Consider the following 15726-nt stretch of genomic DNA (forward strand, 5'->3'; position numbering starts at 1 on the left):
GCCTCCTATTCGCAAAAAATGTGCTGCCCGATTTTCTTAATTTGCGGCCGTGACCAAATCCAGTCACTTGTAGCGGTGTCTGGATTAAAATAATAAAGTGCTTCGCCCGTCGGATCCCATCCGTTAATAGCGTCCAATACGGCTTCTTTCGCTCTCGGGTTTGGTGTCAGCCAAATTTGCCCGTCTGCTACAGCCGTAAAAGCACCCGGCTCGAAAATAACACCAGAAGCGGTATTCGGAAATGATTCACTGCCAATCCGGTTCAATATAACCGCTGCAACGGCTACCTGGCCCTCATAAGGCTCTCCCCGTGCTTCGCCGTAAACGGCATTCGCCATCAGCTGAATATCATTTTGTGAAAATCCAGTCGGTGTATTCACTGATTGGGCCGACGTTTCGGCTCCACCGTAATACGTAAATGCTTTTCCTTTACGCATTTGGCTTTTTACATGCTGTTCATCGTATTTAGACACCTGTTCAAGTTTTCGTTTCGTAGCTGTCCCTGCCAGCCCGTCTACCGGGAGGCCAAATGATTCCTGGAAGTTTCTTAATGCCCAGTACGTTGACCAGCCAAATACCCCGTCAATTTGATCACGGTAATAACCGGTATATTGAAGCCTTGATTGCAATTCGATGACATCGTCCCCTTCAGCTCCGCGCTGAATCACCTGTCCTGAAAACGCCCCTGCTTGCCCGGATGCAAGCAGCACTACAAGCGTTAGAAAAACTGCAATCTGCTTTTTCCACTTTGTCAATTTCGTTCACCATCCTATCGAAATATACAAGTAGTTTGTCATGCTCCTCCTTTTTTATACGAAAAAAAGAGGCGCCCGGGTTGAGCAGCCTCTTTTACAATTTCAGCTTATGGTATGCATCTGTCAGAATATGTGCTTTTTTTACTTTTTGCATGGCAAACCACCATAAAAACAGCATAAACGGAATCATATAATAAATCCAAGTGCTTTCGATAACCAGAATGTAGTCAAATAACCCGTGAAGCAGAAACGGCACGAAAAAAGCCAGAGCCAGCATTTTCTTTTCTAAATGCCGGTCTCCGAATTTGGCCCGGCTGATATAGTACCCCATAATCGCGCCAAACAGCGCATGGCTTGACACAGGCAGGAGCGCTCTTACAAAAGCATACTCTACTCCATGCGCGATTAAATACAGGACATTTTCTGCCGTAGCAAATCCAAGCGAAACACTCGTTGCATACACAATCCCATCATAAGGCTCATCAAAATGGGTATGCGAATAAATAAGAAAGTACAAAATAAACCATTTCATAAATTCTTCCGGGATAGCGACCGCGCAGAACGCCTGAATAAAGCCTTCATTGACGACTTTTTCCTCTATCAGCACATATTGAAAAAACATAACCGGAAATGTCACCACAATACCGTATAAAAACGCTTTGGCAACCATTGAGATCGGTTCTGTTTCATAGCGATCACGCAAATAAAAAAAGACTAAAAGTGCAAGACCAGGTGCAATCCCTGCTGAAAGAATCGGGATCATCCACGTTCCCTCTTTTCTTTCTGTTTTTTCCATCGTATCATGAGACATAAAGATTGAAAACAAGGAGCATAAAACATGTCGAAAAAACACATTTTACTGCTGCATACCGGCGGAACGATTTCCATGAAAGAAAATGCAGCCGGAAGCGTAGCTCCAGACGGTGCCAACCCTATTGCCGAAGTGGTCCATATCCCCGGGGTTGAAGCACGTTATACGGTAAAAGAACCATTCCAGCTCCCTTCTCCCCACATGAATGTAGAGAAGATGCTTCTGCTGAAACAGGAAATCGAGGCATCTGATGCAGATGGCGTCGTGATCACACACGGCACTGACACGATGGAAGAAACCGCGTTTTTTCTCCACTTAACACTGAATACGGCTATTCCAGTTGTGCTGACAGGTGCGATGCGCTCAAGCAATGAGGCAGGTGCAGACGGCATACCCAATTTAATAGCTGCTGTTAAAACAGCTGCCAGCTGTGATGCGCGCGATAAAGGGGTGCTGGTCGTTATGAATGACAGTATTCACAGTGCTGAATTTGTTACAAAAACCAATTCAGGCAGCCTTGATTCCTTTCAAAGCCGCAACAGCGGGCCCATTGGTACGGTTCTAAAAAGCGGACCCCACTTTTTCTTTGCACCGCTCAAAAGAAAAACATACGCGGTAAAAGAGCTGCATTACCGCGTACCTATTTTAAAAGCATATGCTGGAATGGATGCTTTTTTGATTGAGCAGCTGGCTGCCTGTTGTGATGGAGTCGTCATCGAAGCGATGGGACAGGGGAATGTGCCGCCTGAAGCTGCTAAAGCACTTCTTCCACTGATTCAATCTGGATTTCCAGTCGTCATTACTTCAAGATGTGAAAGTGGAATGGTCCAGCCTGTTTATTCTTATGAAGGCGGAGGAGCTGCCCTCAAAGAAGCAGGTGCTTTTTTTGCCGGCGGCTTAAATGGCCCTAAAGCCCGATTAAAGCTGATTGCCGCCCTATCAGCAGGATATAGGGAGCAGCTGCATCACGTATTTCTATAAAAAAGACGGGGCGTTATGCCCCGTCTTCTTCTTTTTTCCGAATGGCAGCCGCGATTTCACCACCGTGAAAACGGCCATTTTCAATAAAAATTTCATTCGCATTATTGCCAGCAGCAATCACACCCGCAATAAAGATATTTTCAACATTTGTTTCTTTGGTTGCCTCAGTATAAATAGGCCGGCCTGTAATGTCATCAATTTCGACGCCCATTTTTTTTAAAAAGGCATGGTCTGGATGGTAGCCAGTCATGGCAAACACAAAATCGCTTTTAATGGTATGCTCGTCACCATGCACTTCATACGTTAGCGTTTCCCGGTCAATTCTTTTCACGTTCGCGTCAAAAACCATCCCAATCTCACCATTTCGAACGAGTGCTTCGAACTCCGGCAAAATCCAAGGCTTTATGCTTGGAGAATACGTGCTTCCCCGGTAAAGAACCGTTACTCTGGCTCCCGCTTTATGAAGTTCAAGTGCTGCGTCTACTGATGAGTTTTTTCCGCCGATGACGACTGTATCTGTATCGAAGAAAGGGTGGGCTTCTTTAAAGTAATGAAAAACGTGTTCCATTTCTTCTCCGGGGATATTCATATAATTAGGATGATCGTAATATCCTGTTGCAATCACTACATAAGGTGTTTCATATGATCCTTTAGACGTGTATACATGGAAAAGCCCGCTTTCTTGTTTGTCCACACGCTCAACCCGTTCGAACCGGTTGATCCGCAGCTCTTTCCGTTTCACGACTTCCCGGTAATACACAAGTGCCTGGTTTCGATGAGGCTTCCGCTCTTCAATAATAAAAGGCACATCACCAATCGCAAGCTTCTCACTTGAACTGAAAAACGTCTGATGGGTTGGATAGCCATAAATAGCATTCACAACATTTCCTTTTTCAATTACAAGCGGATTTTTGCCTATTTCCTTTAGTGCTATCGCAGCTGCAAGCCCGCATGGCCCGCCGCCCACAATAATACATTCTTCGGTTTTCATCTCATCCGCTCCCGTTCTTTTTCTCTGCTATCCTATTGTAGAAAAAAAGCCAGCTTATTTCAATTAAGCCGCTTATAGACGGCTGTTCATCCACTCGCTCCATTCGCTTTGAGTGGTACCGACGATATACTGGCCGGCATGCTCGGGAATAGGACCTGTCGTTGCTGTACCCCCAACACCAATATGCATGTCAGGGTACGTTTCTTTAATATCCTCTGCAAGCTGCAAAGTCGGCTCCAAATTTTGGTGGAGTGTACAAGAAAGAAAAACGAATCTTGGCTTTACTGTTTGGAGCACTGTAAAGATATCGCCTTCTTTCAGGCTTGCCCCCAGATAAACCACTTCGTAGCCAAGACGTCTGACAAACAAGGTGAAAATCAGCAGGCCGACCTCATGCCATTCATCCGGCCCGCAGACCGCCACTACTTTCGGCAGAACTCCGTTATGAGGGAACGAATGCATAACCATTCCGATACGTGCACGCAAAATAGAGGTGGCAAAGTGTTCATGAGCAGTCGTAATCTTGCCTTCCTCCCAAAGCGTTCCAATTCGAACGAGCAATGAAGCTAAAATATTAATGGTTACGTTATCTATTGTATAAAGCGCAAAAGCTTTGTTGATTAGCTCCTGTGCTTTAACTTCATCGAACCGAAGCAGCGCTTGAAGCAGCTCTTCAGACAGCGCTTCGTGCTGGCTTGTTTCAACATGCTGAAGACTCGTATGAGTATCTTCATGCTGATCGAGAAGAGCGGCGGCCTGGCTGATTGTAAAGCCCTGCTGTACTTTTTCTGAAAGCCACTTCAGCTTTCGAATATGTTCTTCCGTATAAAGCCGGTGCCCTGCTTCATTTCGGACTGGTTCCAAAATGGCATAACGCCGCTCCCATGCACGGAGAGTACCAGGCTGAATCCCGGTTAACGTCGATACCGCTTTTATATTGTATTTCCCTTCAGTCATAAAGCTCTTCCCTTTCCCGGATAGGTTGTACATTTATTATACGAGCCGGCCTGGGACCCGTAAAATTTAAGTCGTCTGCCCTGGCCGGCAAATCGTAATAAGGTGTGTTTCTGCCCTGGCGCCCAGCCGAAGCGGAAGTCCGGTCGTTCCATATCCATTTGATACAAGCATATGAATACCACCCGCGTTTTTCCAGCGGCCTTTCTCATACATCCCCCACGGCCCTAAACGAATCTGGCCGCCATGGGTGTGGCCGCTAAGCAAAACCGCTACCTGGTCCTCTGGCTCAATGATTCGGACGAAAGCGGGATTATGGCTCGCAATAATTTTAAATGCGCTGACTGGAACATTGTGAAAAAGAGCCGCTTTATCACTTTTTCCTTCGCTTAAATCGTCCGTTCCAAGCAAATATACCTCATCCGCCAGTACCGCCCAGCTGTTTTTTAATACTGTTACCTGCCACCGGGCAAGCATAGTCGTTAATTGCTCTATACCTGCTTCGTAATCATTATTGCCCGGCACAAAATAAACTGGTGCAATGGAAGACAGGCGCTTGATATTCTCACGGATACGCTCTTTTTTTACACCGCCTTCGCACAAATCGCCGCCAATAATGACAGCATCCGCGCGGCCTTTAACGGCTGAGATAATAGAAGGATGAACACGGCGGCGATGAATATCGGAAATAAAAAAAAGCGCGAGCGGCGCTTTTTCCGGAAATCGATCATCAGTTACAACCGTTTCTTTTACCTCGTTTCGGAATGCTTCCTTCCACATATATAAACCAGCTGCCGCTAATGGAAGTGCGGCACCTGTCATTAATTGTTTCCACATAACATTTTTCAGTCCTCTTCTGTTGGTTACTGCTCGTTTTGAGCCGTTTCCTGATGCGCATCCTCCGGCTGTTCGTGTACGATTTGGTTCACTGCCGGCTTTTCTTCTTTGAAAGCATACACCGCTAAAAAAGGAGATGCAATAAAAAATACGAGCAGCGCTGTAATGAGTGGAAAATGGTTTCTTTTTTCAGCTTTTTCTTTTACAGGGCGCTGCAGTGTTTCACCTTCTGCCAACACAGGCTCTTTTACTTTTTCAAGCGGCTGCTTATGCTGCTCTGCTATTTCACGATAAGGGTCCTTCATGATTATCGTTCCTCCCATTGGTCATCGTAAAAGAAATTATTTCTATTATACCCGACCAGCTCCAATAACGTAATAGGTTAAAATCCTGGCAACAAACTATTTAGCCGCTCCCGCCAGTCAAGCCGCTCCTCGGATGCTTCGCTCCCGCCGCTCGTTTTGTACGGCGCATGATCAAGCCCACAGCGGTCACAGCACTGCGGCTGCTCAATCGGTTGTTCATCAAACATACGCATGTAAGCGGCACGGCGGCACTCTGTTGACTCAATCCACTGCTTGAGCTCATTTCGCTTGGCCGCTTTTTTGTCCAGGAGGGTCATTCGTGCTTTGCTGATCCATGCTCCTCTTGGTGCGCCGCGTTCATCTGCAGCTTTTGCATAGTGGATCAAAAAGCGTTCCTGGGTTTCCGAAAGCGGCGGCTGTACATCTCGCGGATGAAAGCCGTATTCTGTTACCTGGCGGATCTGCCCTTCATCAGGAAATTCAGATTCTGCGATAAATTCGTGCAGCTTCTCATCTCCGGGTACATACAAAAGAACCGCAATCGCCGGAGCCCCGTCCCGTCCTGCCCGGCCAATCTCCTGTAAATAAGCTTCTATTTGTGACGGCATGTGATAGTGAATAACAAAACGGACATTATCTTTATTGATTCCCATTCCAAATGCGCTTGTCGCACATACCACATCTACATCGCCGTTTAAAAATTGATGCTGAATCAATAAGCGGTCGCCTGCATCCATTCCGCCGTGGTAAAAAGCGGACCGTTTTATACCATGCTGTTTCAAGTAGGAAGCCGCTTCTTCTGCAGCTCTTCTTCCCGAGAAATAAATGATGCCTGGTGTTTTCAAAAAATGCAGCCATTCTAACAGCCGGGTTCTTTTTTGCAGCGGCTCTTCCAGCGTTTCAATTTCAAGTGCGATATTCGGCCGGTTCACAGAAAAAACCCATTCTGCCATATCATCGAGCCAAAGCTTTTCACAAATATCGGCACGGACTCGTTCGTCAGCCGTTGCTGTCAAAGCAAGAGTAAGCGGGCTGCCAAGCGCTGCGCGGGCCTTGCCGAGCAAACTATAATCCGGGCGAAAATCGTATCCCCATTGTGAAATACAATGCGCTTCATCAATCACAAACAAAGCGATTGAAAGAGCACGCAGCGCCTGCATCACATTCGGCATTTGCAGCATTTCCGGTGACAAAAAAATAAACTTGTAACGGTCAAGCCGCAGGAGCGCCGCATTCTTTTCTTTATACTGAAGAAACGAATTCAGCGCAATCACCCGCTTTTCCCCTCTTACTTTTAATTGCTCCACTTGATCCTGCATAAGGGAAAGAAGCGGTGAAACGATCACAACTGAGCCGTTTAACATATACCCGGGAAGCTGATAACAAAGCGACTTGCCTGTTCCGGTAGGCAGCATGCTCAGGGTATGACGCCCGCTCAACAGCGATTCAATTGTTTCCCGCTGCCCAGGACGGAAGGAAGAAAAACCAAATGTCTGGCGCAGATGTTCATCAATGGTCATATTGTTCCCCCGCTTTCCTTCGCTAAAACAAGCCTGATTTCAAAATATGAATGATTTGGCAATTGATCTTTAAGCGGCTTGAGCTGGCGCACGCCGCTTGACCCACCTGCTTTTAATACTTCCGCTTCTTTTTGTTCATCAATAAATGGACGAATGGAAAAGTGAGGATCGTTTAAAGCCAGTTCTACTACATGGTCTTCAATGGTCGCTTTTTTCAATCTTCTTGCAGCCGCCACTTCTTCAATGGTCTTTCCTTTATGTAAATAAGCAGCTGTTTTCCGTGCAGATTCAGTTAAAGGGACGGATACCGTGATATCGCTTAAAAGATGTTTTAAAAGAGGAAGCTGGCTGCCTTTTTCCATGACAGTCTGTACAACAGCATGCAGGCTGTGTAAAAAGCGAAACCAGTATTCTGTCGGTTCCATTTCGAGGATGTCCGCTGTCTGCTGCACCGTTTTGCCTATTTGCGTATATCCGGAAAACCGCAGCAGCAGACAGTCCGGGTGTTCCGGCTGCTCTTCCAGCACAAAACGGATTTCCCGGTGAAGCTCGGCGGCAAGCTGTCCTTTTTCAAAGCCGCTTTCTTTTACAAATTGTTTGACCCATTGCTGTACGCCTTCGTCGCGCGTAATGGGATAATATGTCCGGTCTTTATAAGCAAGGTGTGAGACAACTTGAACAGCCAGCTGGAGACGGCTGAAAAACACAGGCGCAGTGCCTGCCAGCTTCCAGCCTGACAGCTGAGGAAATTCACCCGTCTTCTCAAAAGCGGCTCTCATTTTATTCGTTCCTTCCGCTGTAACAAACAGGCGCTGCCGCTCACCCTGGAGACTGCCGGATGCCTGGAGCCCTTCTACTATCCGGTCAAACAGCTCCATGGTAAGAAACGGTGTGGTTTGAAACCATTTGTCCAGTTTAAACAAATGGGCATCCTGAATAGTCTGGGCCGACTTTTTTCCTTTTAACAAATGAAAAACAGACGAAGCTGTTCGCTCTCCCTCTACTTCTTTCAGCATACAAAGCATCACCGCTTCAAGACATTCCAATTTGTCTCCCACCTTTCTATACAGCGATAGTGTATCACAAAACATGCGTTCCTGTCTTTTCTTTTCGCTTCCCCTTCTGTGTGAAATCCCTTTCATGCAGGATATGGGAAGTTTTTTATTGAAAAGTAAATTAATCAGACTTAAAATGAACAATAGAAGTGTTTTCACATACGCTTACTGACTGATTTTATGGGAGGTTTACATTTTGGCGAAGTATACGATTGTCGATAAAGACACATGTATCGCTTGCGGCGCTTGTGGAGCTGCAGCCCCTGATATCTATGACTATGATGATGAAGGCATTGCATTCGTTATTTTAGACGATAATGAAGGAACGGCTGTTGTCCCTGACGTTCTTGAAGAAGATATGCAGGACGCGTTCGAGGGCTGCCCGACTGATTCAATTAAAATTGCCGACGAGCCATTTGAAGGCGACGCGTTAAAATTCGAATAAATAAAAAATCCGGTTCCTAAAATGGAAACCGGATTTTTTATTACCGCAGACATTTTCTTCTTTGCTTGAAAATGGAGAAAACGGCGTAAAGTACAGCTTGGGCAGTTATGACTGCCTTGGAAGGGTAAAAAAGAAAACAGTGCCATGTCCAAGCCGGCTTTGTACTTTAATTGTCCCGCCGTGGGCCTGAACAATGTTTTTGGCAATCGACAGCCCAAGCCCCGTCCCGCTTCTTCCGCGTGTCCTGGCTTTATCGGCTTTGTAAAACCGCTCGAATACAAAAGGCAGATCTTCCTCTGGTATACCCGCTCCGGAATCTTGAACTTGAATAAGATGAACCTTTTCCTTTATTTCATGCATAACCGTTACCCGTCCGCCCTCTGGTGTGTGGCGAAGAGCGTTGTCAATCAAGTTGGTCAGCACCTGCTCAATCCGGTCTTCGTCAATGGCTACGTTTGTTTCTGCTTTATTCGTTTGTGCAGAAAGGTCGATATTTTTTTCTTTCGCAAGTCCTTGGAACTTGTTGGTGACACGCTGTAAAAATGGTTCGAGCACTGTATCCGTTTTATGAAGCGTAATATGCCCTGCCTGCATGCGGGCAAGATCAAGCAGTTCATTGACGAGACGGCCCATTCGAAGCGATTCTTCATGAATAATTTGGGCGATTTCCCGTTTTTCCTCTTCGGTTGCGGCAATATCATCTACAATGGCCTCGCTGTAGCCCTGCATCATCGAAATAGGGGTCCGAAGCTCATGAGATACGTTGGCAATAAAGTCCTCACGCAGTTTGTCCAGGCGGCGTTCTTCTGTCATATCCCGCACAACCGTAACCGCTCCGCGCACCGAATCGTCATTATAAAGCGGGCTGACAATCATGACATAGGAACGGCCCTGCATCGTTAATTCGCCTTCCTGCTCCGTTTCCGTTTTGACCGCTTCTTGAAATAAATTTTGCAGTAGTGTCGGCGTTTCCGCTTCGATTCCAAGTGCTTTTTTTTCAAAATTCCAGTCATGCAAAAACTGCCGGGCCGGCGGGTTCTTAATTAACACTGCTCCATCCTGATCGAGCGTAATCACACCGTCTGCCATGGAGCTTAAAATGCTCGACAGCTGTTCTTTTTCTTGATTGAGTGCATGAATGTTTCCTTTCAGCTGATAAGCCATTCGGTTAAAAGCAGTCGCAAGTGCTCCAATTTCATCATTTGTTAAAATCGGAACCTTCGTATCAAAATGCCCCTGGGACAGCTCGGTAGCGGCTGTACGCATAGAACGAAGCGGTGCGGTAACACGGCTGGAAAGAAAAAACGCAAACACGGTTGTTAAAATAATGGCGATCCCGGCCGCAATCAGAATGAGCTTCGTTGTCTGTTCCGTCGTTTCTTTCATCACTTCAAGAGACTGATAAATAAATACCGCGCCTGTCTCACCATTTGTCAGCTTAAAAGGCACTCCGACAATAAAGGAATTTTCAAAGCGGCGATCCCCGTCCGCTCCCGCAGCTGTATTAATTTCAGCTTTTACTTTTTCCTCACCGTCGAAAACAGCTGCCAGATTAGGGTTGTCCGTAATGATGCTCTGGCTGATTCTGGACTCTTCCTCTTCAAGCGGGGAGAAATGAAAGGTTTGTTCATTTTCGGCAATGACAATATGGGCCGGTTCATCTACAAGCTCCCAGGCCACTTCCAGCCTCGTTTCTTCATCACCGTAATTTTGAATAACCGTGGCAATTTTTTCGGCCGTATTTTCAAGCTGCTGTTCTACTTGAGCAATATTGTACGTCTCAAAGAACTCCAGCAGTAAAATCGTTAAAAAAGCTAGTACAAAGGAAACGAGAAGCAGGATGGTGATCCATAGCTTCCCGACAACGCTTCTCCATATCTTCATTCATTTCCAACCTCGAATTTATATCCGACGCCCCAAACCGTCACAATCATTTTAGCTGCTTCTTCCGAGACTTTACTCAGTTTTTCACGCAGACGCTTTACGTGGGTGTCGACTGTTCTTAAATCGCCAAAAAATTCATAATGCCATACTTCCTTTAATAAATGCTCACGGTCGAATACTTTATCCGGGGCTTTTGCCAGAAAATAAAGAAGCTCATATTCTTTAGGCGTTAAACTCACTTCTGCATTATCGGCTGTTACCCGGTGCGCATCGTTATCGATCGTTAAATGGTTGTAAACAATCAAGTCTTTTGACTTTGTGTCCGTATGTAAATAAGTGGTTGGAGAGGACCGGCGCAGGAGCGCTTTCACCCGCAGCACAACTTCGCGGGGACTGAACGGCTTCACAATATAATCATCCGTGCCAACCTCAAAGCCTTGAACACGGTTTGCTTCTTCTCCTTTTGCCGTCAGCATAATTACCGGAGTAGCTTTTGTTACACGCAGCTCGCGGCATACCTCAATGCCGTCTTTACCCGGCATCATCAGATCAAGCAAAATGCAGTCATAGTCGTTTTGAAGTGCTTTTTCAAGCGCTTCTTCTCCATTTTCCGCTTCATCGATGGCATAGTTTTCTCGTTCAAGATACATCCGCAGCAGTCTGCGAATACGCTCTTCATCATCTACGACTAAAATGCTCATTTCTTTTTCCAAAAAACATTCCCTCCCATACGCACATTATCTACTATTATAATACAAAAAAAGAGCCCCGCCAAAGGCAAGGGCTAAATTTCTTATGCGTAAGAGTGAAGCCCTGCAATCACAAGGTTCACCGCTACAAGATTAAACATAATAATGCCAAAGCCTACAACAGCAAGCCAGGCTGATTTCTCTCCATGCCAGCCTTTGGACAAACGCAAATGCAAAAAAGCGGCATAGAACAAAAAGGTAATAAGCGCCCATACTTCTTTTGGGTCCCAGCCCCAAAAGCGCGTCCAGGCAATCTGTGCCCAGATCATGGCGAAAATAAGTGCACCGAGTGCAAACACCGGAAAACCAATTAAAACAGACCGGTAACTGATTTCATCCAGTAAATCCGAGCTTACCTGTCGAACAAGCGGCTGTAAAGAAGCAGCCACCCGTTTTCGGGTGATCAAGCGAATCAGCACATATAAGACAATACCGCCGGCAAGCGACCAAATTACGGTATTCAGCTTTTTCGCATTAATAAACGCCGGCACATGGACGACTGGCTCCATTTTTTCTTTTGTGAGAAGAGCACCTTCATTCGGCCCTACAAACGCCGGCAGGGTAAATTCCTGCTTGGCTGCCTGCTCTTCCTTATTGACATACTCAAATTCTGCTTTGTAATCCGCCATGGCAAAACCGGTAGTAAGCAAAATAAACGCAATTACTGAAACGATAAAAAACATGACAGCTTCCAGCCATTTTGTTTTTTTCGTGCTTGTTGTCTGATCAATATTTTTCACGAGAAAAATCATCCCTGCAATAAAGCTGATGGACAGTATTCCCTGCCCCGCTGCCGCCGTTGTTACGTGAATCGCCAGCCAATGACTTTGCAGTGCTGGAATAAGAGGATTAATTTCTCTTGGAAACATGCTGGCATAGGCAATAATAATAATCGCCACCGGCAGTGCAAACAAACCAAGCACCGTTGTTTTGTAAATAAAAAAAAGCAAAATAAAGGCGCCCACAATCATCATCCCGAAGAAAGTGGTGAATTCAAATAAATTACTGACCGGTGCATGACCTGCCGCCGCCCATCTTGTAAAAAAGTATCCCAGCTGTGCCGCGAACCCAATGATGGTTACGGTAATGCCAAGCCTGCCCCACCGATTCAGCGCTTCTCCTTCACGAAGACCTTTTTGACGGATCGACCCGCCAAAAAGAAAGGTTGCAGCTAAATAAAAGAAAAAAGCCGCTTCAAGCAGCGTGCTGCTCGCATCCGCTAAATGGACCATACAACGTGTGCCCCCTTACTCCTTTTGTCTGTCTTCCGGCTCCGGAACGCTTGTCCCTTCCAAAACCGAATGAATTTCCCGTTTCAGGCCATGCCAGTTTTTATTTGTATGGCCTGCTGCATATACCTGGCCGTTCTTTTCACGAATCCACAGACGGCGATGATTCCAATACGAGCCTTGAATCACACCGATCATGAAAATAATGCCGCCCGCTGCCAGAATAGGAAGCGTTAAGTCTTTGCGAATGGTCAGGGCTGAAACATCCCGGGTGTCCAGGCTCTTAAACGCCATTTTAAACGTTGTTTCACCAAGTGGCTCCATTGTATTACGGATTTGGGCAAAGCTCACTTCTCCATCTGGCGTCTCTGGTGTAATCATATTAAATAAAAATGCCGGATTGTTCGGCAGCGGTGATTTTGAGGTCGGTTCCCCTTCTTTTGTAAATCCATCAAAATCTGGATAATAGCCAAGCAGTTCCACTTTATATCCGCCGCCAAGGTCATACTCGGCCTGCTGGTCAAACAAATCAATGACCACTTCCCCGAACTCTTCGCCCGTTTCTTTGTTTGTAAGGGCAAAGTGCATAGCTTTCATCTCATCCTGACGGAAGCTCGTTTGATAAACGGCAAACTGGCCGAACTTCATTGGCTGATTGACTTGGATTGAGTCCTCCTGCACCTTTGTCAGCTCGGGCTCCGCCCCGGGCAGCTCATTGTTTTTATTTCGGTACAATACGGCATCCGTCTGATAATTTTTTGCAACGGTTCCAACGCGGTCAATCGCTTCATTAAATACTTCCGGGTCTTCCCCTGCTTTGTAATTTTGGAGAGTAAACCCGTTATTTTCCACATAATATTCTCCGTTTGTGCCGGGAACTTGAAGGGTTTCTCCTTCTCGAATCCAAAGCAGCTCATCTACATACATTCCGGGCACCGAACGAAGAAGCGCACCAAGCAGAAAAATAATGAGCCCAACGTGATTCACATAAGGCCCCCATCTTGTAAAGCGATTTTTCTCTGCTAAAAGAGCCCCGTTTTCTGTGCGGACGTTATATCTCTTTTTTATCAGGGCTTCTTTTATTTTTTCCCACTCTGCAGGCTCAAGCTTACCCTCCCGCTGAGCAAAAAGGCGCTGCTTTTTCATAAACGTTTCATGCCGGTCGACGCGCTGGTTTTTCAGTGCACGATACAAGGGAACCACGCGGTCGAGGCTGGCAATCACAAGCGACACGCCGAGCGCGGCAACAAGCGCGCTAAACCAGACGGAATTATATAAATCATGAAAACCGATCATGTAATAGAGCTTACCGAATGTGCCGTATACATCCTCATAATAAGTCTCAGCAGAAACGTTGGATGGAATGTAAAACTCCTGCGGCAGGATGGTGCCGAATGAAGCCGCTACGAGCAGCAGCACAATAATCCAGATGCCTACTTTTACGGAGGAAAAGAAATTCCAGACTTTATCAATCAGTGTTTTGTTATAGGTTTGTGAACGGCGTGCGCTTCCCTCATAGCGCATGTCCACAAGCTTGTCCTGCTTTGCTTTTTCCGTCAATGCACGCCCGCACGATTCACATAAAATCGTACCGGCCGGGTTTAGACGGCCGCATTCACACTTCACTTTCCCCATACAAAAACTCCCTTTACGATGATGGTTTTACCCGTTCAAACAGTGCACGCAGCTGATCTTCCTGAACAAGGCCGCCGATGACAATTTGCTCAATCGTGCCATCCGGCTTAATCATAAATGTTGTCGGAAGCGGGTCAACCCCGTACGTATCCATCACTTCTTTTCCCTCATCAATCGCGATTGGGAATGTTAAACCGTACTGTTTGGCGAAGTTTTCAACTTGAAAATCCGATTCGCCTACATTTACCGCTAAAATCTCTACCTGGCCTTCATACTCTTTTGCCAGTTTTTCCATATACGGCATTTCTTTTTTGCACGGTTCGCACCAAGTACCCCAGAAGTTCAAAAACACGCCTTTTCCTTCGTAGTCGGAAAGCTGATGCGTTTGACCGTTTACATCCCTCAGCACGAAATCCGGAGCCCTATCCCCTTCTTCCAGACTGCCGCGGGATTCTTTCGTTAAGTTCGTATAAAGCGTATACATAACCAGTCCAGCCAAAACCGCTAAAATAGCGGTTCGTATAACGAGTCGTTTTTTCTTTTTCTCCATTTGACAGCCTCCAGGCCCGTTTCACTACGCGGGCAGGAATAAACACTATACTTATTATATCATTATTTTTTGCTGTAAAAAGAAAACGGCTTCAATCTTTAAATGTGACATTTTTATGACTAGCGGAGAGAACCTGTTTCAGCCAGCGTACGCAGCTGTTTCACCTCATGGGCCGTCAGCTCGCGATATTCACCCGCATTTAAGCCATGCAGCGTCAGATGAGCAAAACGATCCCGGCGAAGCTTTTGCACCGGATGCCCGATCGCTTCAAACATGCGGCGTACTTGCCGGTTGCGTCCTTCGTGAATGGTAATTTCGAGCAGGGAACGGTTTTTCTTTCGGTCAATTGACAGCTCTTTTATTTTTGCCGGCGCCGTCATTCCGTCCTCTAATTTGATACCGCTCATAAGCCGTTTTAATAAATGGCGCTGCACGATGCCTTCTGTTTTGGCAATATAGGTTTTATCCATTTCATAGCGCGGGTGTGTCATTAAGTTGGCAAATTCACCATCATTTGTGAGCAGCAAAAGCCCCGATGTATCGTAGTCAAGACGCCCCACCGGAAAAATGCGTTCCTCTACTCCAGGGAAAAAGTCCACAACCGTTTTTCTTCCTTTATCATCTGTTACGGCTGAAATAACACCGCGCGGCTTATAAAACAAGTAATACACTTTTCTTTCCCGCTCAAGCGGCACGCCTTCTACCCGCACATCATCGTTTAATCCAACTTTTGTGCCGAGCTCGGTTATTTTCTTTCCGTTAACCGTTACTTTCCCTTCCAGAATAAGCTGTTCCGCTTTTCTGCGCGATGCGATTCCCGCCTGCGCAATTACTTTTTGCAATCGTTCCATCTATTTCACCTCTATAATTGTCTTTTCGTCCATTAAGCATTATGGCACAAATATTCAAAAAGGAAAAGAAAACAAAAAAACGCATTAAAAACGCCTTTAAGCAAGTTATACCATCCGGTTACAATAAAATTCTTTCAGCTCTAACAAATCTTGGATAACGGGCTGCCTGCCTTG

Annotated in this window: 16 protein-coding genes; 2 read left to right on the top strand and 14 right to left on the bottom strand. The window is 46.1% G+C overall.

Translation table 11 applies throughout. From position 1 onward, the window contains the following. Nucleotides 1-5: 5 nt before the first annotated feature. Nucleotides 6-755 (bottom strand): spore cortex-lytic enzyme, encoded by a 750-nt coding sequence (gene sleB / locus M3221_RS07815; protein ID WP_251270937.1) that lies wholly within the window; start codon nucleotides 753-755, stop codon nucleotides 6-8. Between the two features lie 94 nt (nucleotides 756-849). Further along, the gene (gene prsW, locus M3221_RS07820; protein WP_251270938.1) at nucleotides 850-1518 is read right to left on the bottom strand and encodes a glutamic-type intramembrane protease PrsW; all 669 of its coding nucleotides are present in this window, start codon (nucleotides 1516-1518) and stop codon (nucleotides 850-852) included. Between the two features lie 75 nt (nucleotides 1519-1593). Between prsW and M3221_RS07825 the strand changes: the two genes are divergently transcribed. After that, nucleotides 1594-2547, top strand: a complete 954-nt coding sequence (locus M3221_RS07825) for an asparaginase (protein WP_251270939.1) — start codon at nucleotides 1594-1596, stop codon at nucleotides 2545-2547. A gap of 13 nt (nucleotides 2548-2560) precedes the next feature. Here the strand turns inward: M3221_RS07825 and M3221_RS07830 are convergent, their stop codons facing one another. The 6 genes from M3221_RS07830 to M3221_RS07855 all read right to left on the bottom strand — a co-directional run bounded on the left by M3221_RS07830 (nucleotide 2561) and on the right by M3221_RS07855 (nucleotide 8200). Beyond that, nucleotides 2561-3538 carry a YpdA family putative bacillithiol disulfide reductase gene (locus M3221_RS07830; RefSeq protein WP_251270940.1) on the bottom strand — a complete coding sequence of 326 codons (978 nt, stop codon included), beginning with the start codon at nucleotides 3536-3538 and terminating at the stop codon, nucleotides 2561-2563. 72 nt (nucleotides 3539-3610) lie between these two features. Beyond that, nucleotides 3611-4495: a MerR family transcriptional regulator gene (locus M3221_RS07835; protein WP_251270941.1), complete on the bottom strand. Its 885-nt coding sequence runs from the start codon at nucleotides 4493-4495 to the stop codon at nucleotides 3611-3613. 66 nt (nucleotides 4496-4561) lie between these two features. After that, nucleotides 4562-5329 carry a metallophosphoesterase gene (locus tag M3221_RS07840; protein WP_251270942.1) on the bottom strand — a complete coding sequence of 256 codons (768 nt, stop codon included), beginning with the start codon at nucleotides 5327-5329 and terminating at the stop codon, nucleotides 4562-4564. Between the two features lie 26 nt (nucleotides 5330-5355). Continuing rightward, complete coding sequence (locus M3221_RS07845) at nucleotides 5356-5634, bottom strand: hypothetical protein (protein ID WP_242233586.1); 279 nt, start codon at nucleotides 5632-5634, stop codon at nucleotides 5356-5358. 77 nt (nucleotides 5635-5711) lie between these two features. Next, nucleotides 5712-7154 (bottom strand): RecQ family ATP-dependent DNA helicase, encoded by a 1443-nt coding sequence (locus M3221_RS07850; protein ID WP_251270943.1) that lies wholly within the window; start codon nucleotides 7152-7154, stop codon nucleotides 5712-5714. Then, on the bottom strand, nucleotides 7151-8200 hold the full coding sequence (locus M3221_RS07855; RefSeq protein WP_251270944.1) for a YpbB family protein: 1050 nt from the start codon (nucleotides 8198-8200) through the stop codon (nucleotides 7151-7153). The genes M3221_RS07850 and M3221_RS07855 overlap by 4 nt, the downstream gene beginning before the upstream one ends. Nucleotides 8201-8405: 205 nt before the next feature. Between M3221_RS07855 and M3221_RS07860 the strand changes: the two genes are divergently transcribed. Continuing rightward, nucleotides 8406-8654, top strand: a complete 249-nt coding sequence (locus tag M3221_RS07860; RefSeq protein WP_242233583.1) for a ferredoxin — start codon at nucleotides 8406-8408, stop codon at nucleotides 8652-8654. 105 nt (nucleotides 8655-8759) lie between these two features. On the opposite strand, the gene M3221_RS07865 is transcribed toward M3221_RS07860, so the two are convergent. From M3221_RS07865 to M3221_RS07890, 6 genes are all read right to left on the bottom strand, one after another. Beyond that, on the bottom strand, nucleotides 8760-10538 hold the full coding sequence (locus M3221_RS07865) for an ATP-binding protein (protein WP_251270945.1): 1779 nt from the start codon (nucleotides 10536-10538) through the stop codon (nucleotides 8760-8762). Beyond that, nucleotides 10535-11251: a response regulator transcription factor gene (locus M3221_RS07870; protein WP_285879575.1), complete on the bottom strand. Its 717-nt coding sequence runs from the start codon at nucleotides 11249-11251 to the stop codon at nucleotides 10535-10537. The genes M3221_RS07865 and M3221_RS07870 overlap by 4 nt, the downstream gene beginning before the upstream one ends. A gap of 80 nt (nucleotides 11252-11331) precedes the next feature. Further along, nucleotides 11332-12519, bottom strand: a complete 1188-nt coding sequence (gene ccsB, locus M3221_RS07875; RefSeq protein WP_251270946.1) for a c-type cytochrome biogenesis protein CcsB — start codon at nucleotides 12517-12519, stop codon at nucleotides 11332-11334. 15 nt (nucleotides 12520-12534) lie between these two features. Further along, on the bottom strand, nucleotides 12535-14151 hold the full coding sequence (gene resB / locus M3221_RS07880; RefSeq protein WP_251270947.1) for a cytochrome c biogenesis protein ResB: 1617 nt from the start codon (nucleotides 14149-14151) through the stop codon (nucleotides 12535-12537). Nucleotides 14152-14164: 13 nt separating this feature from the next. Further along, entirely contained in the window at nucleotides 14165-14701 is a 537-nt protein-coding gene (gene resA / locus M3221_RS07885; RefSeq protein ID WP_251270948.1) for a thiol-disulfide oxidoreductase ResA, read from the bottom strand. A gap of 119 nt (nucleotides 14702-14820) precedes the next feature. After that, nucleotides 14821-15552 carry a pseudouridine synthase gene (locus M3221_RS07890; RefSeq protein WP_251270949.1) on the bottom strand — a complete coding sequence of 244 codons (732 nt, stop codon included), beginning with the start codon at nucleotides 15550-15552 and terminating at the stop codon, nucleotides 14821-14823. Nucleotides 15553-15726 lie beyond the last annotated feature (174 nt).

Source organism: Domibacillus indicus (assembly GCF_023715895.1).
Classification (GTDB): Bacteria; Bacillota; Bacilli; order Bacillales; family Domibacillaceae; genus Domibacillus; species Domibacillus indicus_A.

Bases quoted from the DNA above. Each gene is read 5' to 3' on its own strand.
- M3221_RS07840 (WP_251270942.1), bottom strand. From the start codon at position 5,329: ATGTGGAAACAATTAATGACAGGTGCCGCACTTCCATTAGCGGCAGCT.
- ccsB (WP_251270946.1), bottom strand. From the start codon at position 12,519: ATGGTCCATTTAGCGGATGCGAGCAGCACGCTGCTTGAAGCGGCTTTT.
- M3221_RS07845 (WP_242233586.1), bottom strand. From the start codon at position 5,634: ATGAAGGACCCTTATCGTGAAATAGCAGAGCAGCATAAGCAGCCGCTT.
- M3221_RS07825 (WP_251270939.1), top strand. From the start codon at position 1,594: ATGTCGAAAAAACACATTTTACTGCTGCATACCGGCGGAACGATTTCC.
- M3221_RS07830 (WP_251270940.1), bottom strand. From the start codon at position 3,538: ATGAAAACCGAAGAATGTATTATTGTGGGCGGCGGGCCATGCGGGCTT.
- M3221_RS07865 (WP_251270945.1), bottom strand. From the start codon at position 10,538: ATGAAGATATGGAGAAGCGTTGTCGGGAAGCTATGGATCACCATCCTG.
- M3221_RS07890 (WP_251270949.1), bottom strand. From the start codon at position 15,552: ATGGAACGATTGCAAAAAGTAATTGCGCAGGCGGGAATCGCATCGCGC.
- resA (WP_251270948.1), bottom strand. From the start codon at position 14,701: ATGGAGAAAAAGAAAAAACGACTCGTTATACGAACCGCTATTTTAGCG.
- resB (WP_251270947.1), bottom strand. From the start codon at position 14,151: ATGGGGAAAGTGAAGTGTGAATGCGGCCGTCTAAACCCGGCCGGTACG.
- M3221_RS07835 (WP_251270941.1), bottom strand. From the start codon at position 4,495: ATGACTGAAGGGAAATACAATATAAAAGCGGTATCGACGTTAACCGGG.
- prsW (WP_251270938.1), bottom strand. From the start codon at position 1,518: ATGATCCCGATTCTTTCAGCAGGGATTGCACCTGGTCTTGCACTTTTA.
- M3221_RS07850 (WP_251270943.1), bottom strand. From the start codon at position 7,154: ATGACCATTGATGAACATCTGCGCCAGACATTTGGTTTTTCTTCCTTC.